Source organism: Amycolatopsis dongchuanensis (assembly GCF_039542405.1).
In the GTDB taxonomy this organism is placed as follows: Bacteria; Actinomycetota; Actinomycetes; order Mycobacteriales; family Pseudonocardiaceae; genus Amycolatopsis_E; species Amycolatopsis_E sacchari.
On sequence record NZ_BAABIB010000093.1, the window covers coordinates 1 to 26,993 of the forward strand.

Sequence of the window (26,993 nt, forward strand, 5' to 3'; positions counted from 1 at the left end):
CCACAGCGCAACCAGCGGCAAACCCCCGATCACCCGCCTGACCAACCTCCCTGGACACCACAGCTAGGGGCTTTCTTCCCTACCGGCGCCCCGCCGACGCGATCATGATGGGGCTCCGTCCGGGAACGAGGGGGGCGGAGGTGGCGGGCCGCACCGGCGCGGGGGCCGCCCGGCCCGGAATGGATGGAGGAGTGGCAACCGACCGCGTGCTGCGGGTCTGGGCCGCCGTGGTGGACTGCGCGCGGCGGCGTGGGGAACGCGTGTCGTCGCGTCACGTGTGCCTGGCGGTGGTGGACGCGCTTTCCCTGAGCGGCGCGGGATTGGCGCTGGCCGGGCGGCCCGGCGCGCTGGAACTGCTCGCGCTGGAACTGCTGTACGCGACGGGTGCGGACGGGCCGACCGAGCTGGCGGTGAACCTCGGCGAGGGGCCGGGCGTCGACGCGGCGGGTTCCGGGACGCTGGTGGTGGCCGTCGACCTGGCCGCGCAGGGCGGTGCCGGGCGGTGGCCCGCCTTCGCGCCGGAAGCCACGGCGCGGGGTGTCCGTGCGCTGTACAGCGTGCCGCTCATGCTGGGCGCGCTGAGCGTGGGGGTGCTCGACCTGCACCGCGACGAGCCCCGCGAACCGGGCACCGAGGAGCTGCTGGACGCGGTGGTGTACGCCGACACGGCGCTGCTGCTGGTGATCGACGAGCTCAGCGGGGCCCCCGCCCGCGGTGCCGGGGAGGCCGCGCTGTGGCACGCCGAGGTGCACCAGGCCGCGGGCATGGTGGCCGTGCAGCTCGGGATCCCGGTCCTGGACGCGCTGGTCCGGCTGCGGGTGCACGCCTACCGGCGGGGGCAGCCGCTGGCCGAGGTGGCGAAGGCGGTGGTGGACCGGCGGCTGCGCCTGCCCGGCGACGGCTCCTAAGGTCGTCTGTCCTGATTGGACACGCAGTGGGCAGCGGTTCAGACCTCCTCGGCCACCGAGACCAGCTGGCCGGTCAGCCGGGCGACCACGACCCGCACGCCGGTGCGGAAGTCGAGGTCCTGCTCCGTGGCGCGCGGCAGCGGTACCGGCCGGTCGGCGGCGACGAGTGGCCTCGCCAGGCCGATCCCGCTCACCGTCCAGCCACCGGGGACGTGCCGGTTCCGGTGGGTCACGGTCACCGTGACGGTGCGGCCCGCCGCGGTCCGGACCAGCCCCCGGTCGCCGGGCACGAGGAAGTCGCCGTTGTCCAGCACCAGGCAGGTGCGCACGAACGGGTCCCGGCCGTCGACCGACAGCTCCGCGCGGCGGTAGCGCACGGGCGAGCGCACCAGCTTCACGCACTCGTCGTGCGACAGGGTCCTCGGCACGCCGCTCCTCGCCGGTGACGGTGTCCACAATGGACGGCACGGGCGGGGACCGGATGGCCCCCGTGGTTCAGGAACTTAGTCCCTGGAGCGACGGGCGCGCCACGGCCATCGTCGGGAGCAAGCGGCGAAGGGGAGGAAAGGTGCGGGGGTGCTCACCGGTTCCGGGCGAATCGGGCACCTGCACCGCGCACGGTGCGGCTTGACCGCACTACGGCAGCGGATCCACCTGGTACGCGCCCAGTTCCGCCGCCAGTTCGACCGACGACGACGGCACCACCGGCCGCGCCGCCGGACGCGTTCCGGAGCGCACGGCCGCGAGGAACCCGGCGACGGCCTCCGGTGCCGCGACGACCGGTCCGCCGAGCCGCGCCAGCGTGAGGTCCTCGCCCGACGGCGTCTCCAGCACCACCGCCCAGCCGCGGTCCTCGTGCCAGAGCAGCGCCACGTCGCACGCGCCGTGGCCCGGCACGGACCCGTCGACGGCGATGTAGGCGGTCATCGGGGTGCCGCTGTCGACCGAGCACGCCTCCCAGCCCGTGCCGACCGCCGCGCTGACGGCCAGTACGTAGGCGCGCAACCCGTTGTCGAGAGCGAAGTCGAGGTCGAGGTGGGGATCGGACGCGAGAGTCACGAAGATCGAATGCCCGCGCCGGGTGTGGCGGAAACGTGCGCTCTGTCACTTACTTGCGGCACGCAAAAAAAGGGACGACGACCCGGGGAGCGCCTTGGCACACTGGTCCCCCGTGACGGGGGACGGTGGCTGGAAGCGGCTCCAGGCGGTGGCGATCTCGGCTTCGACCGCGGAGGGGCTGGTCCTGGCCGCGCTGCCGCTGCTGGCGGTCTCGATCACGACCGACCCGCGGCACGTGTCCTGGGTGAACGTGGCCGGGCAGTCGCCGTGGCTGCTGTTCTCGCTGTTCGCCGGGGTGCTCATCGACCGCGTGCGCCGCACCACCGTGCTCGCCTGGGCCTTCACCGTGGAGGTCGCCGCCGCGCTCGTCCTCGCCGTGCTCGGCACCGCGCACCTGCTGAGCCTGCCGCTGCTCATGCTCGCGGCCTTCGCGCTGACCTCGGCGCAGGTGCTCGGCGACGGCGCGAGCGGCGCGCTCGTGCCGGAGGTCGTGCCGCCGGACCGGCTCACCGCCGCCAACACCCGGCTGCAGCTGATCGACCGCGGCCTCGTGCAGTTCGTCGTGCCGCCGTTCACGGGCTGGCTCGTGGCCTTCGCGGCCGGGCTGCCGGCGTGGCTGGCGTGCGTCGCGGCCCTGCTGGCGCTGCTGCTGGTCCGCGGCATCCCGTCCGCGCCGGTCACACCCTCACGGGCGCATCCGCTGCGGGACGTGGGGGAGGGGCTGCGGTACCTGGTGCGCACCCCGCTGCTGCGGGCGATCACGATCACCGTCGCGCTCGGGTCCTTCGCCGCGAGCGCGGGCAACGCGATGCTCGTGCTCTACGCCACCGAGGTGCTGCGCATCGGCCCGGTCGGCTACGGCGCGCTGCTCACGTGCCTCGCGGCGGGCTGGATCCTCTCGTCGTTCGTGGTGCACCGGATCGTCGCGCGGCTGGGCTACTCGTGGTCGATGCGGATCGCGCAGACCTTCGCCGCGGGCACCAGCCTGCTGATCGCGGTGCTGCCGCCGTGGCCCGCCGCCGTGGGCGCGGTGCTGGTGGTGATGACGGCCGCGACGCTGGTGTGGAACGTGTGCTCGCAGTCCAGCCGCCAGCGGTTCACGCCCCGCGCGCTGCTCGGCAGGGTCCTGACCAGCCACCGCGCGCTGGCGTGGGGCCTGACGCCGCTCGGCTCGCTGGCGGGTGGCCTGATCGCCGCGCACTGGAGCCTGCGCGGGGTGTGGTTCGCCGGTGCGGCGGTGCACGGGATCGGCGCCGTCCTGGTGTGGTGGACCCTCTCGCCCGCCGCGTTCCGCGAAGCCGGGCGAACGGAGGTTTCCCCGGGGGCCGTGAAGCCCTAACGTGTGATCAACGCAAAGGGAGCGTTGATGACGAAACCGGTCAAAGATGACCCAGTCGACCTCGTCGCCGAGTACGACGAGGAGCGCCCGGCGCGCCGCCTTTCGCGCCGCCCGGACCTGCTCGTCCACCTGGTCGCGCTCGCCGTGGGCGTGCTCGTGCTCAAGCAGGTGTTCTTCCCGTACAGCAAGGGGAACCAGTTCTACCTGGTCATCTTCCTCGGCTGCGCGCTGCCGCTGGTGTTCCTCTGCTACCGGCCGCGCTCCCGCCCGCCCGCACCGCGCGACGACCCGGGCCCGGTCGACTGGGTGCTCGCGGTGGTCGCGCTCGTGGTGGGGCTGTACCCGGTGCTCGGCGGCTACGACGCGTTCCTCGACCGGCAGGGGCAGCTGTCCACCCTCGACGTCGTCGCCGGTGCGCTGCTGCTGCTCCTGGTGCTGGAGGCCACCCGCCGCGCGACCGGCTGGGTGCTGCCCGCGGTGTGCCTGCTGTTCCTCGCCTACGCCTACTACGGCGGCTACCTGCCGCAGAACTGGGGCATCGCACACGCGGGCATCGACTTCGCGCAGATCGTCAACGCGCTCTACAACGACGCGAGCGGTTTCTACGGCACCCCGCTCGACGTCGCCGCGACCTACATCGTGCTGTTCACGATCTACGGCGCGGTGCTCAACGCGACCGGCGCGGGCAGGTTCTTCGTGGACATCTCGTTCGCCGCGTTCCGCCGGTCGCGCACCGCGCCGGGGCGGACCACCGTGCTCTCCGGGTTCCTGCTGGGCACCGTTTCCGGTTCGGGCACGGCCACGGCCGTCAGCGTCGGTGCGATCACGTGGCCGATCCTGCGCAAGGCGGGCTACCCGCGTGAGCAGGCGGGCGGGCTGCTCGCCGCGGCGGGCATCGGCGCGATCCTGTCCCCGCCGACGCTCGGCGCGGCGGCCTTCATCATCGCCGAGTACCTGCAGACCTCCTACCTGCAGGTGCTGATCTGGGCGACGCTGCCGACGCTGCTGTACTACCTCGGCGTCGTGCTGGCGATGGAAGCCGACGCCCGGCGGTTCGGCTTCGCGCGGCAGCCGGACGAGGACCGGCACCGCGGCGAGGTCCGGCGGCTGCTGCTGCGCGGCGGGTACCACTTCGTGTCGCTGGGCATCATCGTGGTGTTCCTCGCGCTCGACATCCCGCCGTTCGCCGCGGTGGTCTACGCCACCGGGGTGGCCGCGGCGTTCGCCCTGATCGCGCGGCGGGGCGACCTGCGCGGGTGGGCACGCGACCTGGTGAACGCGCTCGCCACCGGCGTCCGGTCCGCACTGCCGGTGATCGCGGTGTGTGCCGCCGCCGGGGTGATCACCTCGACCATCGCCAAGACGGGCCTCGGGCTCGAACTCGCCGACGCGCTGGTCGAACTGGCCCGCGTCATCACCACCGACCCGACCGCGGTGCTGGTGCTGACGGTCGTGCTGTCCGCGGTCGCCGTCGGCGTGCTCGGGCTCGCCGTGCCGGTCACCGCGTCGTTCATCATCGCGTGGGTGGTGCTCGGCCCGGCGCTGGAAAGCCTCGGCGTCGCGGCGGCCGAGCGGGCGATGTTCCTGTTCTACTACGCGGTCCTGTCGGAGGTGACGCCGCCGACCGCGCTCGCCGCCGTCGCCGCCGCGGCCATCACCGGGGGTTCGGTGATCAAGACGATGTGGCAGTGCTGGAAGTACACGCTGCCCGCGTTCCTGGTGCCGCTGGCCTTCGTGCTCACCGACTCCGGTGCCGCGCTGCTGTTCCAGGCGGACGCGCTCACCGTGGTGTGGGTGCTCGCGGTGTCCGCGCTCGCGGTCGCCGCACTGGCGGTCGTGACGGGCGGCCGGCTGTTCGGCGAGGTCTCGTGGCCGGTGCGGGTGCTGCTCGTGCCGGCCGCGCTGTGCCTGCTCTACCTCGAACCGGTGCCGATCGCCGTCGGCGCCGGATGCGGCGTGGCCGCCGTGGTCATGCACGCGGTACTGCGAAGGAGGACGGCATGAACCGGCTGCTGGCAGGACTGACCGCGGTGGCGCTGGCGCTCACGGCGGTCGCGGGCTGCGGCGGGAAGCAGCGCACCGAGCAGGCGGCGGGCGGGCAGGAGTGCACCGCCGCGGCCGGGCGGATCACGATCGCCACGGGCAACAGCGGTGGCGTGTACTACGTGCTCGGCGGCGGGCTCGCGCAGCTGATCAGCAACAACACGGCGTTGCGGGCGACGGCCGCCGAAACCGGCGCCTCGGTGCAGAACATCCAGCAGCTGTCCGCCGGTACCTACGACGTCGCGTTCTCCCTCGCCGACACCGCCGCGGACGCCGTGGCCGGCAAGGGGTCCTTCGACGGTCAGGCCCAGCACATCCAGGCGCTGGCCCGGATCTACCCGAACTCCACGCAGGTGCTCGTGCGGACGGACTCGGGTATCAACAGCGTCGCCGACATGCGCGGCAAGCGGATCTCCACCGGCTCCCCGAAGTCCGGCACCGAGGTGATCGCGAACCGGCTGCTGGAGGCGGCGGGCCTGGACCCGGCCGCCGACATCCAGGCGCAGCGGCTGGACCTGGCCAAGACCGCGGACGGCATCAAGGCGGGCACGCTCGACGGGCTGGTCTGGTCGGGCGGGCTGCCGACCGCGCAGCTGACGGACATCGTGACGTCCATGCGGGACCGCGTGAAGTTCCTCGACGTGACCCCGTTGCTGCCGAAACTCAAGCGGGTCAACGAGGTCTACGACTCCGGGGTCATCCCGGCCGCCGCGTACGGCCAGCCCGCCGACGTGCCCACGATCGTGGTGCCGAACCTCCTTCTGGTGCGCGAGGACTCCCCGGTGGGTTCGGCGTGCGCGATCACGCGGCTGCTCGTGGACCACAAGGCGGAGCTGGCATCCGTGCACCCGGCGGCGAAGGACATCAGCAGGGAGCTGGCGTCCCGCACCGCGCCGGTGCCGCTGCACCCGGGGGCGCGGCAGGCACTCGGCGTGGGCGGATAGCGCTTACCGGTGCGGGCCGAGCAGCGACAGGTCGGCGGGGCCGAGCCGGTCGGACGCGGTCTTCACCTGGTGCCAGTACGGGTACAGCAGGGGCGGCGCGCTCACCGCGTCGAGCCGCTTCCGGTCCTCTTCGGACAGTCGCAGGTCCGCCGCGCCGAGGTTGTCGGCGAGCTGCTCCTCGGTGCGGGCGCCGATCACGAGTGAGGTCACCGCGGGCTTGCCGAGCAGGTAGGCCAGCGCCACCTGCGCCGGGGAGACACCGTGCGACTCCGCGATGGAGACGAGCTCCTCGACGGTGTCGTAGAGCTTGTCCTGGTCGCGCACGGGTGGTTCGTCCCAGTCGGACAGGTGCCGCGAGCCCTCGGGCGCCTGCTGCCCGCGCCGGTACTTGCCCGACAGCAGGCCACCGGCGAGCGGGCTCCACACGAGGACGCCCAGCCCCTGGTCGAGCGAGATCGGCACCAGTTCGTACTCCGCCTCGCGCGCCTGGAGTGAGTAGTAGATCTGCTGGCTGACGAAGCGCGCGTAGCCGTGCTTTTCGGACACGGAGAGCGCTTTCATCAGGTGCCAGCCCGAGTAGTTGGACGCCCCGACGTAGCGGACCTTGCCCGCCCGCACGAGGTCGTCGAGCGCGGCGAGGGTCTCTTCGAGCGGGGTCAGGCCGTCCCACTCGTGCACCTGGTAGAGGTCGATGTGGTCGGTGCCCAGCCGCCGCAGGCTCGCCTCGCACTCGCGCACGAGGTGGTGCCGCGACAGGCCGGCGTCGTTCGGGCCGTCGCCCATCGCCATCCTGGCCTTGGTCGCGATGAGCGTGCGGTCCCACCGCCCGCGCAGCACCTGCCCGACGATCTCCTCGGACAACCCGCCGGAGTACACGTTCGCGGTGTCGACGAGGTTCCCGCCCGCGTCGAGGTAGCGGTCCACCTGCCGCCGCGCGTCGTCCACCCCGGTGTTGCCGACGTTGCCGAAGACTCCCCGGCCGCCGAACGTCATCGTGCCCATCGTGAGAACCGAGACCCGCAGTCCCGACCTACCCAGCTGCCGATATTCCATGGTACTGACCTTAAGTCGGCGATCAGCCGAGGTCTCGTGCCACCCATCCGGGCGCGTCCAGGCGAACGGGGTCCTTCCCCACCAATTCGGTCAACCGCGCCTCGAGTTCGTCCAGCTGCGCCGCGCCGATCCGGCGGCGCCACTCCTCGCGCAGTTCGTCGAAGACCGCTTCGCCGGTCCGCAGCATTTCGAAGCCGCGATCGGTCACCTGGAGCCGTTTGCGGCGGGCGTCCGCGGGGTCGGGCTCGCGTGCGACGTACCCGCGCTCCTGCAGCACCGCGATCGTCTTCGCGGCCGCCTGCTTGGAGACCGCCATGCGGCGGCCCAGTTCGGACGCGCTGTCGGCGCCCGCGGCGATCGCCCTGATCGCGAAGTCGTGGACCGGCCGGACGTCCGCGTGACCACGCTTCGCGAGCTCCGCCTGCGCCGCGTCCACGAGCGTGCGGAAGCCCCCGAGGAGGAGCAGGGCGAGATCGGCACCGGAACGGGACATGGTCCTCAGCGTACGGTCCTCGACAAAGACAACATAGTTGTCTATTCTCGAAGACAACCAAGTTGTCCATTTGGAGGACGCCATGCCCGAGCTGACCCACCACACGGCCGCCGTGAACGGCACCCGCCTGCACTACGTCGAGGCCGGTACCACGGGCTCCCCGGTCCTGCTCGTCCACGGGTTCCCCGAATCGTGGTGGGCGTTCTCGCGGCTGATCCCGCTGCTCGCCGCGGACCACCGCGTGTTCGCCGTGGACCTCCGCGGTTTCGGTGACTCCGACGCCGGGCCGGGGGAGTACGACAGCGCCACCGCGGCGCAGGACCTCCACGAGCTGATCAGCCTGCTCGGCGCGGGACCGGTTCACCTGACGGGCCAGGACATCAGCGGTGCCACCGTCTTCCGGCTCGCCGCCACCCACCCCGAAGACGTCCGCAGCTTCACCGCGATCGAGATGGGCCTGCCGGGCTTCGGCCTGGAAGCGCTGGGAGACGTCACCCGCGGCGGCAGCTGGCACATCGGCGTGCTGGCCGCGCCCGGGATCCCCGAACTGCTGCTCGCCGGGCGCGAACGGGAGTTCCTCGGCCAGTTCGCGTTCCCCGCGTTGAGCGCGAACCCGGACGCGATCACCGACGCGGACCTCGACGAGTTCACCAGGACCTACTCGCGGCCGTCCGGCTTCCGCGGCGCGAGTGGTCTCTACCAATCGATGCTGCGCGAGGGGGACGAGATCGTGGCGCTCGCCCAGGCGCGTCCGCTGACGGTGCCGGTGCTCGCCGTGGGCGCCGGTGGTGGCGACTTCACGGCGAACACCGTCTCCCAGGTCGCGGCCGGGAAGATCCGCTCGGTCACGCTCGACGGCGTGGGGCACTACGCCGCGCTGGAAGCACCCGCTGAACTCGCCGCCGCGCTGCGCGAGTTCTTCCGCGACGTGGACGCCGGCTGATCAGCGTCCCCGCAGGCGCGGGGAGACGAGGCCGACCACCGCGATGATCACGAGCAGCGCCGCCGCGACCGCCGCGACCACGCTGAACACCGGCAGCCGCTCGTCGCCGGTGCTGAGCATCCAGATGCTGGAGCCGAGCAGCACGACGCCGGCGAAGAGGCTGAGCCAGCAGCGGGCCGCGGTGGCCGGTACCCAGTGCAGGCGTGTCCTGTCAGTCATGGCAACCTCCCAGAAGAACGTGCCTGGTGGGTTGCCCGGATGGGGGATGCGGAAACCGCGGTTGCCCGGGTGTGCACACCTGCCTGCTCGTCCGGCCCCGTCGCCCGGGAGCCGAACTAGCATCGGCGCCGTGACCAACTGGGCCGGTTTTCTCCCCGCCGCACTCCTCGTCTCCCTCATCCCCGGCGCCAACCAGCTGCTCGGCCTGACCAACGCGGTGCGCCACGGGCCGGGACACGCCCTCGCCGGGGTGGGCGGCAGGCTGGCGGCGTTCACGGTCCTCATCGGACTCGCGGTCGCGGGACTCGGGGCGGCGCTGGCCGCCTCGGCCACCGCGCTCACCGTGATCAAGTGGGTGGGTGTGGCGTACCTGTTGTGGATCGGCATCGGCAGCCTGCGCCAGGCGCGGCGCCTCCCGGAAGCCGACGGCCCCGCCCCGGCTCCGGGTGGCTGGTGGCCGGTGGTGGCCCACGAGTTCGCCGTAGCCATCAGCAATCCGAAGGCGCTGCTGTTGTTCGCCGCGCTGCTGCCGCAGTTCACCACCGAGGCGTCCGGGCTCGCGTTGCTGGGGCTGGCCTACCTCGTGGTGGAACTGGTCGTGGGGCTGGGCTACATCGCCGCGGGCACGTGGCTCGGCGCGGGCGGGCTGCGGCCGCGCGTGCGGCGGCGGATCGCCTTCGGCAGCGGGCTCGCGTTCCTCGGCCTGGCGGGACTGCTCGCGGTCGACGAGGTCGCCTGAGGTTTCCCGGCCGCGCAGCGGGTAGCCGGGAGCCATGCTGAGGAGCGCGGTGTGGCAGGGCCTGCTCGCGGGAGCCGTGGGCACGGCGGTGATGACGGTGGGGGAGAAGCTCGAACAGCGGTGCACCGGACGGCCGGACTCGCAGGTCCCCGGCGCAGTCCTCGCACGGCTGACCGGTTCGCGGTTGCGCGGGAACCTGGTGATGCACTTCGGCCAGGGCGCGCTCGCCGGGGTGGTGCGGGCGCTGATGGCCAACGCCGGCCTGCGTGGCCCGGTGGCGTCGGCGATGTTCACCGTGGTGCGGCTGAGCAACGACCAGATCCTGGAGAACGCCACCGGCGTCGGCGCTCCGCCGCAGACCTGGCCGCGGCGGGAGCTGGCGGTGGACCTGCTGCACAAGACCGTCTACGGCTTCGCCACGGGCTTGGTCGCCGACGCGCTCGCCGCCCGGCGGGGGCCCGGCCCCGGGCAACGGCACGCGTCGCTGCGGCCCGGCCGGCAGCCGGACGTCGGCCCGGCCGGAGGGGAATAGCGGCCGCATCCCGCGCGCTCTATCCCGTGTAGCACGGGTTCTGGTCAGCGGAGGTGCGGGATGTCCGGTCGGCGGAAGACGCTGGCGACGCGGTGCGGGCGGCGCATCACGGTGAGCCGCGCGGAGCTGCCGGTGGTGCCGACCGGCTGGGTGGCACTGCGGATCTCCTCGGGCCGGGACGACGACCACGTGGAGTGGGTGAGCCTGTCCCGCGCGGAGGCCGCCGCACTCGGGGAAGCCTTGCTGGAACAGGCTCGCGAGGTCTGACCGGGGTCCGATGTGGACTCCGATGTGGACAGCGCCCGCCGGGTCGCCCCGGCAGGCGCGGGGTCAGGCGCCCAGCTGCTTGGGCTCGTCCTTGCCGGCGATCTCGATGCGGCGCGGCTTGGCCTGCTCGGCGACCGGGATGCGCAGCGTCAGCACGCCCGCCTCGTAGTCGGCGTGGATGTGCTCGGTGTCGAGACCGTCGCCGAGGAACAGCTGGCGCGAGAAGACGCCCAGCGGCCGCTCGGAGACCTGCATCTCGACGTCCTCGCCGCCGTGCGGGGGACGCCGCTCGGCCTTGACGGTGAGCACGTTGCGCTCGACGTCCAGTTCGATGGCGTCGGCGGTCAGGCCGGGGAGGTCGAAGCAGACCACGAACTCGTCGCCGGCGCGGTAGGCGTCCATCGGCATCGAGGTCGGGCGGGACCAGGTGCCGGGGTTGCCGAACACCTGCGAGGTGAGCCGGTCCAGTTCGCGGAAGGGGTCGGTGCGCATCAACATCGTCTGTCCCTCCTCGTCTTTTCCCATGTCAACGCGCACTTCCAGGATAGGAAGTCGTCGCGGCGATGACAAGAGGAGTGTCGTCGGAAGGATGACGATCAGGAGAGCAGTTCCGCCAGTACCTCGCGGTGGGTCGGCTTGGCCTCGTGGTAGCGGCGGCGGCCCTCGTCGGTCACGTTGACGAACACCCCGCGACGGTCGTCCTGGCACATCGTCCGCTCGACGAGCCCCTCACGCTCCATCCGGGCCACGAGGCGGGAAGTGGCGCTCTGGCTCAGGTGCACCACCTCGGTCAGCTCGGTGCCGCGGCACTGCCGCCCCGCCGTCACGAGCTGTTCGAGCGCTTCGAACTCCGTCACCCCGATGCCGTGCCGCTCCTGCAGCCTGCTCTCCAGCGCCCCTGACACGGTCGCGTGCAGGCTCAGCAGGTCGTGCCACTGCCTCAGCAGACCCCGTTCGGCTACGTCGCTCACGACCGCACCATAGCATGCGCGTGAATTTTATGCAAACACATTAAATCCCCTTGCATTAGATGCAGACGCATGTAATCTCGGCTCCATGAGTTCACCCGAGCCCTTGTCCACCTCCTCGACGCACTGGAACGCGCGGTTGTGGGGTGTCCTGCTCACCGTGTCCACCGTGATCGGCCTCGACGCGCTCGACGTGTCCATGGTCGGCGTCGCCCTGCCCTCGATCCGGGCGGACCTGAACCTCTCGACGAGCGCGCTGCAATGGGTCGTCAGCGGCTACGTCCTCGGCTACGGCGGGCTGCTCCTGCTCGGCGGGCGCGCCGCCGACCTGCTCGGCCGCCGCCGCGTGTTCCTCGTCGCGGTCACCGTGTTCGCGTTCGCGTCGCTGCTCGGCGGCCTCGTCGACAACGGCGCGCTGCTCATCGCGAGCCGCTTCGTGAAGGGGCTGGCGGCCGCCTTCACCGCGCCCGCCGCGCTGTCGATCATCACCACGACGTTCCACGAGGGCCCGGCGCGCAACCGCGCCATCAGCATCTTCGCCGTGTTCGGCGCCAGCGGGTACTCCGCGGGCCTGGTGTTCTCGGGACTGCTGACCGAGGTCGGCTGGCGCTGGACGTTCCTGCTGCCCGTGCCGATCGCGCTGGCCGCGCTGGCCTTCGGCTACCGGCTCGTCCCGTCCTACCGGCCCGACCGCGGCCGCGGCGGCTACGACCTGCCCGGCGCGGTCACCGGCGCCGCCGGTTCGCTGCTGCTGGTGTTCGCCGTCGTCGAAGCACCCCAGGTCGGCTGGGCGGCGCCGCGCACGCTCATCTCGTTCGTGGTCGCCGCGGCGCTGCTGACCGCGTTCGTCCTGATCGAGCGGCGCAGCCCGCACCCGTTGCTGCGCCTGGGCATCCTGCGCTCCGGCCCGCTGGCGCGGGCGAACCTCGGCGGCGCGCTGTTCTTCGGCGCCTACATCGGGTTCCAGTTCGTCGTGATGCTCTACCTGCAGTCGGTGCTGGGCTGGTCCGCGCTGCAGACCGCGCTCGGCTTCCTGCCCGCGGCACTGATCGTCGCGTTCGGATCGCCGCGCATCGAACCGCTCATCGACCGCATCGGCACGCCGCGCACGATCCTCGCCGGGGTGGTCGCCCACGTCGCCGCGTACGCGTTGTTCCTGCGCGTCGACGAGCACTCCGGGTACGCCGGTTCGGTGCTGCCCAGCATGATCCTGCTCGGCATCGGCTTCACGCTCGCGTTCTCGTCGCTGAACATCCAGGCCACGACCGGGATCAGCGACGACGAGCAGGGGCTGGCGGGCGGCCTGCTGAACACCTCGCTCCAGGTGGGCGGCGCCATCGGCCTGGCCGTCGTCACGGCGGTGCTCACCGCGAACGGCGGTGAGGACGCGTCGGCGGCGAACCTGCTCACGGGCCTGCGCCCGGCGTTGAGCGTGGTCACCGGGATCGCCGTGGTGGGCCTGCTGATCGCGATCTCGGGCGTCGTCCGCAGGCGGCGTGCGGAGGAGCCCGCGGAGACCGCTTACGAACTGGTGTGAGGGGGCGGAGGGCTTCCGGTCCTGGCCGGAAGCCCTCCGTACGGACTGGCCCGTTCGACGGAAGAAAACGTGAGGGACTTTCGTAATAGCGGAGTCCGCGCGTACCGTCCCGGTGCATGTTCCGGACAGCCAGGACACGGGCCACGGCGGCCCTGCTCGCGGCGGTCACGGCCGTCGCTCCCGTCGTCGCTTCCCCTGCCGAGGCGGCGACCACCGACTACTGCGGCAACCAGTGCCACGACATCCTGCCGCCCGGCGAGAACGGCAACGCGACGCTCGCCGAAATCCTCGCCAACAAGCTGTTCGGCACCAAGCCGGCACACGCCTCCGACCAGCTCGGCCCGTACGCGGCACTGCCGAATGACTACCGCTCGATCACCGACGCCACGATCGACGAGTACTTCAACTCCTCCGCCTTCGGCGTGCCGCCGGACCAGGTGCAGAGCACGATCCGGCCGCGCTCGGACGTGAGCATCGTGCGGGACAAGGCGACCGGCGTCCCCCACGTCTACGGCACCACGCGGTCCGGCACGGAGTTCGGCGCCGGGTACGCGGCGGCGCAGGACCGGCTGTGGCTGATGGACCTGTTCCGGCACGTCGGGCGCGGGCAGCTGACCAGCTTCGCCGGTGGCGCCGAGGGCAACCGGGAGCTGGAGCAGACCTTCTGGGCCGCCGCCCCGTACACGGAGCAGGACCTGCAGTCGCAGGTGGACCGGATCGCTGCGAGCGGGGCCGCCGGGTCGCAGGCGCTCGCCGACATCACCGCCTACCTCGACGGCCTCAACACCTACATCCGCCAGGCGAAGGCGGGCCGTTACTTCCCCGGCGAGTACGTGCTCACCGGGCACGTGGACGCGATCACCAACGCCGGCACGATCCAGCCGTTCGCGGCGACCGATCTCATCGCGATCGCCGGGGTCGTCGGCGCGTTGTTCGGCACCGGCGGTGGTGGCGAGGTCCAGTCCGCGCTCGTCAAACAGGCCGCGCAGGCCAAGTACGGCCCGGCGCTGGGCGAGCAGGTGTGGCAGTCCTTCCGCGAGCAGAACGACCCCGAGGCCACGCTGACGCTGCACGACGGGCAGTCCTTCCCGTACGCCGCGAGCCCCGCGAACCCCGAGGGGGTGGCGCTGCCGGATCCCGGTTCGGTCCGGCCGCAGCAGGAGGTCTACGACCCGACGGGCTCGGCGGCGAGCGCTGCGCCCGCGTCTGCGGACGTCGCCGTGCCACCCGCGCTCGCGCCCGCGATGGGGATGTTCGACAAGGGCGTGCTGCCTGGGTTGTCCGGCAAGCACGGCATGTCCAACGCGCTCGTCGTGTCCGGCCGCTACACCGACGACGGGCATCCCATCGCGGTTTTCGGTCCCCAGACGGGGTATTTCGCGCCGCAGCTGCTGATGTTGCAGGAACTGCAGGGGCCGGGGATCAGCGCACGCGGGGTTTCCTTCGCGGGCACCAACTTCTACGTGCAGCTCGGGCGCGGGCAGGACTACGCCTGGAGCGCGACGTCGGCCTCGCAGGACATCACGGACACGTTCGCGCTCCAGCTGTGCGCGCCGGACGGCTCGTCGCCGGGCCCGGACTCGACGTACTACCTGGACAACGGGCAGTGCGTGCCGATGGAGCCGCTGGAGGTGCGCAACTCCTGGCAGCCGACGGTCGCCGACACCACGGTGGCCGGCTCGTACCGGCTCGTCGTGTACCGGACGCGGTACGGGCTCGTGCAGTACCGGGCGACGATCGGCGGGCGCCCGGTGGCGTACGCGGCGCAGCGCTCGACCTACCGGCACGAGGCCGATTCGATCGTCGGGTTCCAGCGGTTCAACGACCCGGCGCAGATGCGGACGGCCGCCCAGTTCCAGGCCGCGGCGGCGCAGATCAACTACACCTTCAACTGGTTCTACGTGAACGCCACGGAAACCGCTTACTACAACTCGGGCTGGAACCCCGTACGGCCGTCCACTGTGGACCCGAACCTGCCGGTGGTGGGTGAGCCGCGGTACGAGTGGCGCAACTGGGACCCGGCCGCGAACACGTCGGACCGCACCGGCGACGCCGAGCACCCGCAGTCGGTGAACCAGGACTATTACGTGTCGTGGAACAACAAGCAGGCGCGGGACTACACGTCGGCGGCGTTCGGCGAGGCGAGCGTGCACCGGGCCGATCTGCTGGACACGCGGCTTTCGGCGCTGGTGGCGAGTGGGACCCCGGTGAGCCGGGCGGACGTCGTGCGCGCGATGGAGGACGCGGCGGTGACCGACCTGCGGGGCGAGGAGGTGCTGCCGACCCTGTTGAAGGTCATCGACAGCGCGCCGGTGACCGATCCGGCGCAGGCGGCGGCGGTGGCCGAGCTGCGCACGTGGCTGTCCCACGGGGCGAAGCGCGTCGAGGCGGCGCCGGGCAGCAAGACGTACGCCGATGCGGACGCCATCAAGGTGATGGACGCGTGGTGGCCGTTGCTGGTGCAGGCGGAGTTCCGGCCGGGGATGGGGGAGGAGCTGTTCACGGCGCTGGCCGGGGCGCTGCAGATCAACGAGTCGCCGTCGAACGGGCAGAACGGCCCGGTGGGTGGCGGTGGTTCGGCCAACGAGGCGGCGCCCCACCGCGGTTCGGCCTTCCAGCACGGGTGGTGGTCCTATGTGGACAAGGACCTGCGTGCGGTGCTGGGGGAGCCGGTGGCGGGCGGGCTCGCGCAGCCGTACTGCGGCGGTGGGGCGCTGGCCGCGTGCCGGACTGCGCTGCTGACGAGCCTGGCGCAGGCGGCGGCCGAGCCGGCGACGTCGGTGTACCCGACGGATGGCACGTGTGCGGCGGGGCAGCAGTGGTGCGCGGACTCGATCGTCCAGCGCCCCATGGGCGGCATCACCCACGATCCGATCAGCTGGCAGAACCGGCCGACGTACCAGCAGGTGGTGCAGTTCGCCGGAGGCCGGTGAGGGTGCGGTGGGGCCTCAGGAATCCTCGCGGTCCTCGTCGGGCGCTTCGTCGGGGGAGACGTCGTCGCTGCCGCGGGGGCCGAAGCCGGGTGCGGGTTCGGGTGCGCCGGGCCCGGGATCGGCGGCTGCGATGCGCTGCTCGCCGAGGTGCGGGTCCGGCTCGAAGGGTGAGGTCGTCATGATCGCCGGTTACCCGTCCTGTCGCTGATCATGCCGTATAACGACCTATACGGCGCGGGTTTCACAGGAACTCTTCAGGGTGACCACGGCCTCTTTTCAGCGTCACGACCGACCATCAGGGCATGGAGCAGAGGCAAGAACCCGAGCGGCCGGAAGGCGCGCCGGGATCGGGTGGACAGGCACCGGGCGCTGCGGGCCCGGAAGCCGCGACCGGACGCTTTGCCGCCGGCCGCGCGGCTGCGGGTTCCGGGGAGGCAGACTCGGAACCCACGGCAGGACAGGCCGCGGCAGGGTGGCCTTCTGCCGGACAGGCTCCGGCGGGCCCGCCCGCCGCCGACCAGGTTACGGCAGCGCAGACTCCGGCAGGCCAGGCCACCGCCCGGCATGGCGCCCCGGACCAGCGTCCCGCCGACCAGGCCACGGCAGGCCAGCCCGCCGCCCAAGCCTCGACCGCGCCGCCTCCGGCGGGGCAAGGGACGGCCGATCAGCCGCCGGCCGGGCAGCCCGCGGGGAGCTGCCTCCCGGGCACGCGGCGGGCTCAGGCCCGGAAACGGCGTGGCACCAGGCCCCGGGCGCAGCACCCCAACCGGGCACACCCGGCGGCAACCAGCCACCACCACCGCCGTACTACGCCCCGCCGAGGGGCGGCCCCGTCCCACCGCGACGTGGCCGCCGGACGGCCCTGATCGCGGCGGCGATCGCGGCCGCGTTCCTCATCGGCGGGGGCGGCGGCTTCGCGATCGGCCACGCCACCGCCGGGCACGGCACCGGTCAGCACCAGTTCCGCGGCCCGCACCCCGGCTACGGCCACAACTTCCCCGGCGGCCGCCTCGGCACGCAGAACTCCGACGGAGGCAGCAACACCTGACCGGCGGCTCCCTCGGGGCAGCAGCACCTGACCCGCGGCTGCCCCTCGGACGGGGCAGCACTACGTGCCTCGCGGCTCCCCCTTCGACGGGGCAGCACTACCCGACTCGCGGCTCCCATTGCGCGGGGGACAGCAGCACTTGACCCGCGGCTCCCTCGGGGGCGGCAACGCCCGACCCGCGGCTGCCCCTTCTACGGGACAGCACTACGCGACTCGTGGCTCCCTCGTCGCCGGGGCAGCAATACCCGACCCACGGCTCCCTCGGAGGCAGCAGCACCTGACCCGCGGCTGCCCCTCCGCCGGAGCTCGTAGCTCAGCCCCAACACCCCCTGAAAGCGCTTACCGGACCACGATCGTGTGCTCCCCGCGGGGCACGAGCTCCCCGATGACCGGCGCGCCCGGGATCTCCCCCGCGAGGAGCAGCCCGCCCGACGTCTGGGCGTCCGCGAGCAGCAGGGCCTCCTCCTCGCTCACCGCCGACAGATCCACGTGTGGCGCGACCCAGTCCAGGTTCCGCCGCGTACCGCCGCTGACGTAACCCGCCGCCAGTGCCTCCCGTGCACCCTCCACATAGGACACCGCAGCCGAGTCGACCACCGCCGTCACGCCGCTCGCCCTCGCGAGTTTGTGCAGGTGCCCCAGCAACCCGAACCCGGTGACATCGGTCGCGCACTCGACGCCCGCCGCCAGCGCCGCACGGGACGCCTCGGCGTTGAGCGTCGTCATCACCTCGATCGCCTCCGGAAAGCGCTCTCCCGTCGCCTTGTGCCTGCTGTTGAGCACGCCGATCCCGAGCGGTTTGGTCAGCGACAGCGGAACGCCGGGTTTGCCGGAATCGTTGCGCAGCAACCGGTTCGGGTCGGCCACGCCCGTCACCGCGAGGCCGTACTTCGGCTCCGGGTCGTCCACGCTGTGCCCGCCCGCGAGGTGACACCCCGCGGCGGCGCAGACGTCCAGCCCGCCGCGCAGCGTCTCCGCCGCCAGCTCGAACGGCAGCACCTCACGCGGCCACCCCAGCAGGTTGACCGCCACGACCGGCCGCCCGCCCATCGCGTACACGTCGGAAAGCGCGTTCGCCGCCGCGATCCGGCCCCAGTCGTACGGATCGTCCACCACCGGGGTGAAAAAGTCCGTCGTCGCGATCAACGCCGTGCCGCCCTCGATGCGCACCGCGGCCGCGTCGTCGCCGTCGTCGAGGCCCACCAGCAGCTCGCCCGCCGGGTCCCGCGGACGGGCCGCGACGAGCCCGCGGACCACGTCCTCCAGCTCACCGGGCGGGATCTTGCACGCGCAGCCGCCACCGTGGGCGTACTGGGTCAGTCGGGTGGCCATGCGACCATGCTGCCCCCGCCGGGTTCGCGCCGCCGCCCGGGGCTTGCCATGATGGTCGCCATGGTCCAGGGAGGCGTATCCGGTCTGGTGACCGGCGCGGTCTTCAAAACCGTCGAGGGGCAGGTCCTGCCGCTGGCGGGTTCGATTCCCGTCCGCCTCCGCCACGCTCCCGGGGCCTGCCGTGGGTGACCCCCGCCGGCGGGTCCCCCGCACGGACGTCCTGCTCACGCACCCCCGGCTCGCCGAAGCGGAACGGGTCCTGGGCCGCACGCTCGTGAAGTCGGTGATCGCGCACGCGCAGCAACGCGCCCGCGACGGGGAGATCGAGCCGGAGCAGGTGGCCGAGCACGCCGTCGCCGCGCTGCCCGCGACCGCCGCGAGCCTGCGCCCGGTGATCAACGCGACCGGCGTCGTCGTGCACACCAATCTCGGGCGCGCCCCGCTGTCACAGGCCGCGCTCGACGCCGTCACCACCGCGGGCCGCGCCACCGACGTCGAGTTCGACCTCGCCACCGGCCGCCGCGCGAAACGGGGCCGCGGCGCGCTCGCCGCGCTGGCGGCCGAAGTACCCGAGGCCGGCGGCGTGCACGTGGTCAACAACAACGCCGCCGCGCTCCTGCTCACCGCGCTCGTCCTGGCTCCCGGCAAGGAAATCGTGATCAGCCGGGGCGAACTGGTCGAAATCGGCGACGGGTTCCGCATCCCCGAGCTGCTGGAATCGACGGGGGCGCGGCTGCGCGAGGTCGGCACCACGAACCGCACGAGCCTCCGCGACTACACGACGGCCATCGGCCGGGAAACCGGTTTCGTGCTCAAGGTGCACCCGTCGAACTTCCAGGTCACCGGCTTCACCTCCGCCGTGGGCATCCGCGAGCTGGCGAAGCTCGACGTGCCGCTCGTGGTGGACATCGGCTCCGGCCTGCTGCGCCCGCACCCGGTCCTGCCCGGCGAGCCCGACGCCACCACCGCACTGCGCGAAGGCGCCGACCTCGTGACGGCCAGCGGTGACAAGCTCCTCGGCGGCCCGCAGGCGGGCCTGCTGCTCGGCGAAGCGGGGCTGGTCGAACGGCTGCGACGGCACCCGGCCGCCCGCGCGCTGCGCGTGGACAAGCTCACCCTGGCCGCGCTCGAAGCCACCCTCGTGGGCCCGCCGCCGCCGGTCGAGAAAGCGCTTACCGCGGACCCGGCGGAGCTGCGTGCCCGCGCGGAACGGATCGCCGCCCGGCTGCCCGGAGCGCGTGCCGTGGACTGTTCCGCGGCGGTCGGCGGGGGAGGCGCGCCCGGCGTCGAACTGCCCAGCGCCGGGGTGAGCCTGCCGGAGACGTGCGCGGCGCCGCTGCGCACCGGCGACCCGCCGGTGGTCGGGCGGCTGGAGGCCGGGCGGTGCGTGCTCGACCTGCGCACGGTCGCGCCGGAGGAGGACGAGCTGCTGGTGGCGGCGGTGCTGGCGTGTTCGTCGTAGCCACCGCCGGCCACGTGGACCACGGCAAGTCCACGCTGGTGCACCGGCTCACCGGGATGTGGCCCGACCGGCTCGCTGAGGAACGACGCCGCGGGCTGACGATCGACCTCGGCTTCGCGTGGACCGAACTGGACGGCAGGCGCATCGCGTTCGTCGACGTGCCGGGGCACGAACGGTTCGTCGCGAACATGCTCGCCGGGGTGGGACCGGTGCCCGCGGTGCTGTTCGTCGTCGCCGCGACCGAGGGCTGGATGCCGCAGTCGGACGAGCACCTCGCCGCGCTCGACGCGCTCGGTGTCCGGCAGGCGCTGCTGGTGATCAGCAAGGCCGACCTCGCCGACCCGGAGCCCGCGATCACACAGGCGAGGGACCGTTTCGCGGGCACGTCGCTGGCCGATCCGCCCGTCGTGCTCGGCACCGACCTCGCCCGCGTGCGCGCGGAACTGACCGCGCTCGTCGACCGCCTGCCGCAGCCGGACCGGGAGGCGGACGTGCGGTTGTGGGTGGACCGGTCGTTCACCGTCCGCGGGGCGGGCACCGTCGTGACCGGGACGCTGGCGGGCGGCGCCATCCGCGTGGGCGACGAGCTTGAGCACGCCGGGCAGCGCGTCACCGTGCGCGGCCTGCAGTCGCTGGGCGAGGACCGCGCCGAAGTCGCCGCGGTGGCGCGGGTCGCGGTGAACCTGCGCGGGGTGGACCGCCGCGCCATCGGCCGCGGTGACACCGTCCGCACCCCGGGCGCGTGGCTGGAGACGGCGGAGATCGACGTGGCGCTGCGCGGGGCGGGGGAGTTGCACCGCCAGCTGGTGCTGCACCTGGGCTCCGCCGCGGTACCGGTGCACGTCCGTCCACTCGGGACGAACGCGGCGCGGCTGCGCCTGGCCCGGCCGCTGCCGTTGCGGGTCGGCGACACCGGGCTGCTGCGTGATCCCGGTGAACACCGCATCGCCGCCGGGGTCGAAGTCCTCGACGTGCGGCCACCGGCGCTGCGGCGGCGGGGCGCGGCGCGGGCACGCGCGGAGGAGCTGGCACAAGGCGGCGTCCGCCCGCCCGCGTGCGCGAAGGCGGCCGAGCTGCGCGCGATGGGCCTGCCGGAGACCGGTCAGCGGATCGGTGAGTGGGTCGTGGACCCGGACTGGTGGCGCGAACGGCGCGAACACGCCGTCGCGGCCGTGAAGCGCTGGGCCGCGGAGCACGACGTGGCGGCGGGTATGCCGCTGGAGGCCCTGCGGCAGGAAGCCGGGCTGCCCGCGGCCGAGCTCGTCCCCACGCTGCTGGCGGGCACCGGGCTCGAGGTGGCGGACGGCCTGGTCCGGAAGCCCGGCGCGGGACTGCCGCCGCGCGTGGACAAGGCGGTGCGGACGGTCGAGGAGTGGCTGGCCGCCGAACCGTTCCGCGCGCCGGAAGCCGACGAGCTGACCGAGCTCAAGCTCGGCACGCGGGAGCTCGCCGCCGCGGTGCGCACGGGACGGCTGGTGCGCGTCGCCGACGGGATCGTGCTGGGGCCGGACGCCTTCGAACGCGCGGCCGCGACGCTCGCGACGCTGCCGCAGCCCTTCACGGTGAGCGAAGCGCGGCGGGCGCTCGGCACCACGCGCCGGGTCGCGGTGCCCCTGCTGGAACAGCTCGACGCCCGCGGGATCACCCGGCGGGGCGACGGCGGCACGCGGACGCTGGTCGTTGCGCGAGGCTGACTTCCGGGGTTTGATCGGGAAGACGGGCGGGTAGCCGCGAGCGACTTCGAACGGAGGGACGGGGATGGACCTCGGGAAGTGGATCCGGTCGTGGCCGGTCTACCGCCAGGTGACCGGGTCCGATCCGCTCGGCCGTGGCGCCGCGGCCCAGTCCGCGCGCTCCGCCGGGCTCACGCCCCGCACCGCGTCCGCCGACTCCGTCGTGCACTCCGTCTGTCCTTTTTGCGCGGTCGGCTGCGCGCAGAAGGTGTATGTCCGGGACGAGCAGGTCGTCCAGATCGAGGGCAACCCGGACAGCCCCATCTCACGCGGGCGGCTGTGCCCGAAGGGATCCGCGAGCAAGCAGCTGGTCACCGGCCCGCAGCGGGTGAAGAAGGTCCGCTACCGCGCGCCCTACGCCACCGAGTGGCAGGACCTCGACCTCGAGACGGCGATGGACATGGTCGCCGACCGGGTGCTCGAAGCGCGCCACAAGGGCTGGCAGGAGACCGACGCCAAGGGCAACCGCCTGCGCCGCACGATGGGCTTCGCGAGCCTCGGCGGCGCCACGCTGGACAACGAAGAGAACTACCTGATCAAGAAGCTGTTCACCGCGCTGGGCGCCGTGCAGATCGAGAACCAGGCCCGTATTTGACACTCCGCCACGGTTCCCGGTCTGGGAGCCTCCTTCGGTCGCGGTGGCGCGACGGACTACCAGCAGGACCTCGTCAACTCGGACTTCATCGTCATCATGGGCTCGAACATGGCCGAGGCCCATCCGGTGGGGTTCCAGTGGGTGATGGAAGCCAAGGCCCGGGGCGCCGAGGTCGTGCACATCGACCCGCGGTTCACGCGCACGAGCGCGGTCGCCGACCGGCACGTGCCGCTGCGCGCGGGCAGTGACATCGCCTTCCTCGGCGGCGTCATCAACTACATCCTGTCCAACGAGCTGGACTTCCGCGAGTACGTCACGGCCTACACCAACGCGGCGTTCATCGTGGACGAGAGCTACCAGGACGCCGAGGACCTCGACGGGCTGTTCAGCGGGTACGACCACGACACCGCCTCCTACGACTCGTCGAGCTGGCACTACGAGTCGACGCACGCGGGTGGCCGTGGCGGCAGCGGTGCCAAGGAGCACGGCGCGCCGGACCAGCACGGTTCGGGTGGGCCGCCGCTGTCCAGCGGCGGCGAGGAAATCCCGTCGGACCCGACGCTGCAGCACCCGCGCTGCGTGTACCAGATCCTCAAGCGGCACTACGCCCGCTACACGCCGGAGATGGTGGAACGCGTGTGCGGCGTGCCTGCCGAGCAGTTCCTGCGGGTGGCGCAGGCGTGGACGCGGAACTCCGGCCGCGAGCGCACGGCCGCGCTGGTCTACAGCGTGGGCTGGACGCAGCACTCGCTGGGCGCGCAGTTCATCCGCGCCGGGTCGATCATCCAGCTGCTGCTGGGCAACATCGGCCGTCCCGGCGGCGGCGTGTTCGCGCTGCGCGGGCACGCCAGCATCCAGGGGTCGACCGACGTGCCGACGCTGTTCAACCTGCTGCCCGGCTACCTGGCGATGCCGCAGGCGGGCCAGCGGACGCTGTCGGACTACCTCGGCAGGATCGTCGGGCAGAACCAGAAGGGCTTCTGGCACAACGCCGACGCGTACATGACGTCGCTGCTGAAGGAGTACTGGGGCGAGCACGCCACCGCCGGCAACGACTACTGCTTCGACTACCTGCCCCGCATCAACGGCGACCACGGCACCTACCGCACGGTCATGGACATGGTCGACGGGAAGGTGTTCGGCTACTTCCTGCTGGGCCAGAACCCCGCGGTGGGCTCGGCGCACGGGCGGCTGCAGCGGCTGGGCATGGCCAACCTCGACTGGCTGGTCGTGCGGGACCTGGCGATGATCGAGAGCGCCACGTTCTGGAAGGACGGCCCCGAGGTCGAGACCGGCGAGATCACACCCGAAACGTGCCGGACCGAGGTGTTCTTCTTCCCGGCCGCCTCCCACGTGGAGAAGGCGGGCACGTTCACGCAGACGCAGCGGATGCTGCAGTGGCGGGACAAGGCGGTCGAACCGCCGGGTGACGCGCGCTCGGAGCTGTGGTTCACCTACCACCTGGGCCGCAAGCTCCGCGAGAAGCTCGCCGGCTCCACCGACGAGCGGGACCGCCCGCTGCTCGACCTGATGTGGGACTACGCGATGGAGGGCGACGAGCCCTCGGGCGAGGACGTCCTGCGCCACATGAACGGCATCGACCTGACCACCGGCCGCGCCGTCAACGGCTACACCGAACTCAAGGCCGACGGGTCGACGGCGTGCGGCTGCTGGATCTACAGCGGGGTGTACGCCGACGAGGTCAACCAGGCCGCACGCCGCAAACCCCACGACGAGCAGGGCCCGTACGAGTCGGAGTGGGGCTGGACCTGGCCGATGAACCGGCGGGTGCTCTACAACCGCGCGTCCGCCGATCCGCAGGGCCGCCCGTGGAGCGAGCGCAAGAAGCTCATCTGGTGGGACGCCGAGAAGGGCGAGTGGACCGGCCACGACGTGCCCGACTTCGAGAAGACGAAGCCACCGGACTACCGCCCGCCCGCGGGCGCGGTCGGGGTGGAGGCGCTGCGCGGGGACGACGCGTTCATCATGCAGGCCGACGGCAAGGGCTGGTTGTTCGCGCCGAACGGCGTGCTGGACGGCCCGCTGCCGACGCACTACGAGCCCCACGAGTCGCCGGTGCGCAACGCCCTGTACGCCCAGCAGGGCAGCCCGGTGCGCAAGGTGTACGGCCGCTCGGACAACCCGTCGAACCCGTCGCCGCCGGAGCCGCACGGCGAGGTGTTCCCGTTCGTGTTCACCGCGGCGCGGCTCACCGAGCACCACACCGCGGGCGGGATGAGCAGGCAGCTGCCGTACCTGGCGGAGCTGCAGCCCGAGCTGTTCGTGGAGGTCTCGCCGGAGCTGGCCGCCGAACGCGGGCTGGCGCACCTGGACTGGGCGCACGTGATCACCAGCCGCACGGCGGTGGACGCGCGCGTGTTCGTCACCGACCGGATGACGCCGCTGCGCATCGAAAACCGCGTGGTGCACCAGATCTGGATGCCCTACCACTGGGGCCACACCGGACTGGTGGACGGCGACGTCGTCAACGACCTGCTCGGGGTGGTGGTGGACCCGAACGTGTTCATCCAGGAGAGCAAGGTCGCCACGTGCGACATCCAGCCGGGGCGGCGGCCGCGCGGCCCGGCGCTGCTGGAGTACGTCGCGGAGTACCGGCAGCGCGCGGGGATCACGCCGCAGACCGGTACGCAGGTGGACACCACGCAGGACGCCGGCGTCGCGCACATGGAGCCGGAGGAGCGATCGTGAGCGAGAACAGCTTCTACGGACCCCTGGACGACCCGGCCGGGAACGCCGGGTACGGCGAGCACCCGCCTCGCGTCGGGTTCTTCACCGACACCTCCGTGTGCATCGGCTGCAAGGCGTGCGAGGTGGCCTGCAAGGAGTGGAACCTCGTCCCCGAGGACGGGTTCAACCTGCTCGGCATGTCCTTCGACAACACCGGGATGCTGGGCGCGGATTCGTGGCGGCACGTGGCGTTCGTCGAGCAGAGCCGTCCGCTCGGCGGGCAGGACCCCGGCCTCGCGGGACTGCCGACCGGGCCTTCGGGCAGCCAGACCTCGGCCGACACGGTGGCGTCGGCGATCGAGCTGGCCGAGCGCGGCGGCGGTGAGCTGGGCACGGCGCCGGTGGACCTCGGGGTGCCGAAGTTCGAGCGGCCGGGGGACGCCACGGGCGCGGAGGTCCGGCAGGACTTCCGCTGGCTGATGAGTTCCGACGTGTGCAAGCACTGCACGCACGCCGGCTGCCTCGACGTGTGCCCGACGGGCGCGTTGTTCCGCACCGAGTTCGGCACGGTGGTGGTGCAGCAGGACATCTGCAACGGCTGCGGCTACTGCGTGTCCGGCTGCCCGTACGGCGTGATCGACCGGCGCGAGGACGACGGGCGGGCGTGGAAGTGCACGCTGTGCTACGACCGGCTCAAGGACGGGCTCGAACCGGCGTGCGCCAAGGCGTGCCCGACCGACTCGATCCAGTTCGGGCCGCTCGACGAGCTGCGGGAGCGCGCGGCGCGGCGGGTGGAGCAGCTGCACGAGCGCGGCGTGCCCGAGGCGCGGCTGTACGGGCACGACCCGGACGACGGCGTGGGCGGCGACGGCGCGTTCTTCCTGTTGCTGGACGAGCCTGAGGTGTACGGGCTGCCGCCGGACCCGGTGGTGCCGACGCGGGACGCGCCGTCGATGTGGAAGTACGCGGGCATGGCGGCGTCGGTGTTCGTGGGCGCCGTGGTGTCGGCGTTCCTGGGGCGGGGGAAGCGATGACGAACGGCGAGGACCCGCTGCTGCGGGAACGGCGCAGCGACGCCGGGGCACGTGACATCCACGCGCAGGTGTTCGGCCGCGGCGACGGCAGCCGAGAGCAGTCCGCGGTGCCGAAGGCGGAGTTCCGCTCCTACTACGGGCGCGCGGTGCTCAAGTCGCCGGTGTGGGAGTGGAAGATCCCGGCGTACCTGTTCACCGGCGGGCTGTCGGCCGGTGCGGCGATGCTCGGCGCGGGCGCGGACCTGACGGGGCGGCCGGAGCTGCGCCGGGTGGGGCGCGCCGGGGCGCTGGTGAGCATCGCGGCGAGCACGTACTTCCTGGTCGCCGACCTGGGGCGGCCGGAGCGGTTCCACCACATGCTGCGGGTCGCGAAGCCGAGTTCGCCGATGAGCGTCGGCACGTGGATCCTCGCCGCGTACGGCCCCGGTGCGGGGCTCGCCGGAGTGGCGGAGCTGATGCCGCGGGCGCTGCGGCGGACGTGGCCGGGGAAGCTGCTGGGCTGGGCGGCCCGGCCGGCGGGGTTGTCGGCGGCGGCCGTCGCGCCCGGAGTCGCGTCCTACACGGCTGTGCTGCTGTCTCAGACGGCGGTGCCGGCGTGGCACGAGGCGCACCAGTACCTGCCGTTCGTGTTCACCGGCTCGGCCGCGGCGAGCGGCGGCGGGCTGGGGATGCTGCTGGCACCGGTCGAGGAGGCGGGCCCGGCGCGGCGGCTGGCCGCCACGGGCGCGGGGCTGGAGGTCGTCGCGTCGCGGTTGCTGGAACGGCGGCTGGGCCTGTCCGCGGAGGCCTACACGACGGGCAAGGCGCACCGGCTGCGGAAGTGGGCGGAGTACCTGACGGTCGGCGGGGCGCTGGGCACCCTGGTGGCCGGCCGCAGCCGCCCGGCCGCGGCGCTGTCCGGGCTCGCGCTGCTCACCGGCAGCGCGCTGCAGCGGTTCGGCGTGTTCGAGGCGGGTGTGGAGTCCACCCGTGACCCGAAGTACGTCGTCGTGCCGCAACGCGAACGGCTGAACGCGGGCAGGCCCGCGCGGGGCGGCGACCGGCCGCCGCAGTTCCCCCGGTTCGTCGCGGCGGCGCGGAAACTGCGCGCGCGGGTGAGCGGCGGGCAAACCGGTTGATGCGAA

The 26,993-nt window shown here is 72.7% G+C and carries 24 protein-coding genes and 1 tRNA gene; 16 read left to right on the top strand and 9 right to left on the bottom strand.

Annotated features, from left to right (window positions below):
- The first annotated feature begins 191 nt into the window (after window positions 1-191).
- On the top strand, window positions 192-908 hold the full coding sequence (locus ABFX51_RS25495) for an ANTAR domain-containing protein (protein ID WP_346055133.1): 717 nt from the start codon (window positions 192-194) through the stop codon (window positions 906-908).
- 38 nt (window positions 909-946) lie between these two features.
- On the opposite strand, the gene ABFX51_RS25500 is transcribed toward ABFX51_RS25495, so the two are convergent.
- Together ABFX51_RS25500 and ABFX51_RS25505 are read right to left on the bottom strand one after the other, a co-directional pair.
- A complete protein-coding gene (locus tag ABFX51_RS25500) occupies window positions 947-1,336 on the bottom strand; it encodes a hypothetical protein (RefSeq protein ID WP_346055134.1) in 390 nt (129 codons plus the stop codon).
- A gap of 208 nt (window positions 1,337-1,544) precedes the next feature.
- The gene (locus ABFX51_RS25505; protein ID WP_346055135.1) at window positions 1,545-1,967 is read right to left on the bottom strand and encodes a DUF6292 family protein; all 423 of its coding nucleotides are present in this window, start codon (window positions 1,965-1,967) and stop codon (window positions 1,545-1,547) included.
- 112 nt (window positions 1,968-2,079) lie between these two features.
- Between ABFX51_RS25505 and ABFX51_RS25510 the strand changes: the two genes are divergently transcribed.
- From ABFX51_RS25510 to ABFX51_RS25520, 3 genes are read left to right on the top strand one after another with little or no spacing between them, the layout of a single operon-like run.
- Complete coding sequence (locus ABFX51_RS25510) at window positions 2,080-3,306, top strand: MFS transporter (RefSeq protein WP_346055136.1); 1,227 nt, start codon at window positions 2,080-2,082, stop codon at window positions 3,304-3,306.
- 27 nt (window positions 3,307-3,333) lie between these two features.
- Window positions 3,334-5,310 carry a TRAP transporter permease gene (locus ABFX51_RS25515; RefSeq protein ID WP_346055137.1) on the top strand — a complete coding sequence of 659 codons (1,977 nt, stop codon included), beginning with the start codon at window positions 3,334-3,336 and terminating at the stop codon, window positions 5,308-5,310.
- Window positions 5,307-6,293, top strand: coding sequence for a TAXI family TRAP transporter solute-binding subunit (locus ABFX51_RS25520; RefSeq protein WP_346055138.1), 987 nt, complete (start codon window positions 5,307-5,309; stop codon window positions 6,291-6,293). The genes ABFX51_RS25515 and ABFX51_RS25520 overlap by 4 nt, the downstream gene beginning before the upstream one ends.
- Before the next feature lie 3 nt (window positions 6,294-6,296).
- Here ABFX51_RS25520 and ABFX51_RS25525 read toward each other — a convergent pair whose 3' ends face one another.
- Window positions 6,297-7,346, bottom strand: coding sequence for an aldo/keto reductase (locus ABFX51_RS25525; protein WP_346055139.1), 1,050 nt, complete (start codon window positions 7,344-7,346; stop codon window positions 6,297-6,299).
- Window positions 7,347-7,368: 22 nt separating this feature from the next.
- Window positions 7,369-7,839, bottom strand: coding sequence for a MarR family winged helix-turn-helix transcriptional regulator (locus ABFX51_RS25530; RefSeq protein ID WP_346055140.1), 471 nt, complete (start codon window positions 7,837-7,839; stop codon window positions 7,369-7,371).
- An 82-nt stretch (window positions 7,840-7,921) separates the two neighbouring features.
- Here ABFX51_RS25530 and ABFX51_RS25535 point away from each other — a divergent pair, with 82 nt between their 5' ends.
- Entirely contained in the window at window positions 7,922-8,782 is an 861-nt protein-coding gene (locus ABFX51_RS25535; protein WP_346055141.1) for an alpha/beta fold hydrolase, read from the top strand.
- Here ABFX51_RS25535 and ABFX51_RS25540 read toward each other — a convergent pair whose 3' ends face one another.
- Window positions 8,783-9,001, bottom strand: coding sequence for a hypothetical protein (locus tag ABFX51_RS25540; RefSeq protein WP_091503887.1), 219 nt, complete (start codon window positions 8,999-9,001; stop codon window positions 8,783-8,785).
- A 130-nt stretch (window positions 9,002-9,131) separates the two neighbouring features.
- Between ABFX51_RS25540 and ABFX51_RS25545 the strand changes: the two genes are divergently transcribed.
- From ABFX51_RS25545 to ABFX51_RS25555, 3 genes are read left to right on the top strand one after another with little or no spacing between them, the layout of a single operon-like run.
- Window positions 9,132-9,740 (top strand): LysE family translocator, encoded by a 609-nt coding sequence (locus tag ABFX51_RS25545; RefSeq protein WP_346055142.1) that lies wholly within the window; start codon window positions 9,132-9,134, stop codon window positions 9,738-9,740.
- 34 nt (window positions 9,741-9,774) lie between these two features.
- The gene (locus ABFX51_RS25550; protein ID WP_346055143.1) at window positions 9,775-10,272 is read left to right on the top strand and encodes a hypothetical protein; all 498 of its coding nucleotides are present in this window, start codon (window positions 9,775-9,777) and stop codon (window positions 10,270-10,272) included.
- A gap of 60 nt (window positions 10,273-10,332) precedes the next feature.
- Window positions 10,333-10,539, top strand: a complete 207-nt coding sequence (locus tag ABFX51_RS25555) for a hypothetical protein (protein WP_091503890.1) — start codon at window positions 10,333-10,335, stop codon at window positions 10,537-10,539.
- 63 nt (window positions 10,540-10,602) lie between these two features.
- Here the strand turns inward: ABFX51_RS25555 and ABFX51_RS25560 are convergent, their stop codons facing one another.
- Window positions 10,603-11,037: an Hsp20/alpha crystallin family protein gene (locus ABFX51_RS25560; protein WP_346055185.1), complete on the bottom strand. Its 435-nt coding sequence runs from the start codon at window positions 11,035-11,037 to the stop codon at window positions 10,603-10,605.
- Window positions 11,038-11,135: 98 nt separating this feature from the next.
- A complete protein-coding gene (locus ABFX51_RS25565) occupies window positions 11,136-11,510 on the bottom strand; it encodes a MarR family winged helix-turn-helix transcriptional regulator (protein WP_346055144.1) in 375 nt (124 codons plus the stop codon).
- A gap of 85 nt (window positions 11,511-11,595) precedes the next feature.
- On the opposite strand from ABFX51_RS25565, the gene ABFX51_RS25570 reads away from it, so the two are divergent.
- The gene (locus tag ABFX51_RS25570) at window positions 11,596-13,044 is read left to right on the top strand and encodes an MFS transporter (RefSeq protein ID WP_346055145.1); all 1,449 of its coding nucleotides are present in this window, start codon (window positions 11,596-11,598) and stop codon (window positions 13,042-13,044) included.
- Window positions 13,045-13,160: 116 nt separating this feature from the next.
- Complete coding sequence (locus ABFX51_RS25575) at window positions 13,161-15,977, top strand: penicillin acylase family protein (RefSeq protein WP_346055146.1); 2,817 nt, start codon at window positions 13,161-13,163, stop codon at window positions 15,975-15,977.
- Window positions 15,978-15,992: 15 nt separating this feature from the next.
- Here the strand turns inward: ABFX51_RS25575 and ABFX51_RS25580 are convergent, their stop codons facing one another.
- Window positions 15,993-16,157: a hypothetical protein gene (locus tag ABFX51_RS25580; RefSeq protein WP_177228499.1), complete on the bottom strand. Its 165-nt coding sequence runs from the start codon at window positions 16,155-16,157 to the stop codon at window positions 15,993-15,995.
- A gap of 1,207 nt (window positions 16,158-17,364) precedes the next feature.
- Entirely contained in the window at window positions 17,365-18,357 is a 993-nt protein-coding gene (gene selD, locus ABFX51_RS25585; RefSeq protein ID WP_346055147.1) for a selenide, water dikinase SelD, read from the bottom strand.
- Window positions 18,358-18,426: 69 nt separating this feature from the next.
- On the opposite strand from selD, the gene ABFX51_RS25590 reads away from it, so the two are divergent.
- The 6 genes from ABFX51_RS25590 (at window position 18,427) to nrfD (ending at window position 26,987) form a co-directional block, all read left to right on the top strand.
- A tRNA-Sec gene (locus ABFX51_RS25590) sits at window positions 18,427-18,521 on the top strand.
- Window positions 18,522-18,538: 17 nt separating this feature from the next.
- Entirely contained in the window at window positions 18,539-19,819 is a 1,281-nt protein-coding gene (gene selA / locus ABFX51_RS25595; RefSeq protein WP_346055148.1) for an L-seryl-tRNA(Sec) selenium transferase, read from the top strand.
- Window positions 19,807-21,513 carry a SelB domain-containing protein gene (locus ABFX51_RS25600; RefSeq protein WP_346055149.1) on the top strand — a complete coding sequence of 569 codons (1,707 nt, stop codon included), beginning with the start codon at window positions 19,807-19,809 and terminating at the stop codon, window positions 21,511-21,513. The genes selA and ABFX51_RS25600 overlap by 13 nt, the downstream gene beginning before the upstream one ends.
- Window positions 21,514-21,577: 64 nt before the next feature.
- A complete protein-coding gene (gene fdh / locus ABFX51_RS25605) occupies window positions 21,578-24,856 on the top strand; it encodes a formate dehydrogenase (protein WP_346055150.1) in 3,279 nt (1,092 codons plus the stop codon).
- Window positions 24,850-25,869 carry a 4Fe-4S dicluster domain-containing protein gene (locus tag ABFX51_RS25610; RefSeq protein ID WP_346055186.1) on the top strand — a complete coding sequence of 340 codons (1,020 nt, stop codon included), beginning with the start codon at window positions 24,850-24,852 and terminating at the stop codon, window positions 25,867-25,869. The genes fdh and ABFX51_RS25610 overlap by 7 nt, the downstream gene beginning before the upstream one ends.
- Window positions 25,866-26,987 carry an NrfD/PsrC family molybdoenzyme membrane anchor subunit gene (gene nrfD / locus ABFX51_RS25615; RefSeq protein ID WP_346055151.1) on the top strand — a complete coding sequence of 374 codons (1,122 nt, stop codon included), beginning with the start codon at window positions 25,866-25,868 and terminating at the stop codon, window positions 26,985-26,987. Before ABFX51_RS25610 ends, nrfD begins: the two co-directional genes overlap by 4 nt.
- The last annotated feature ends 6 nt before the right edge of the window (window positions 26,988-26,993 follow it).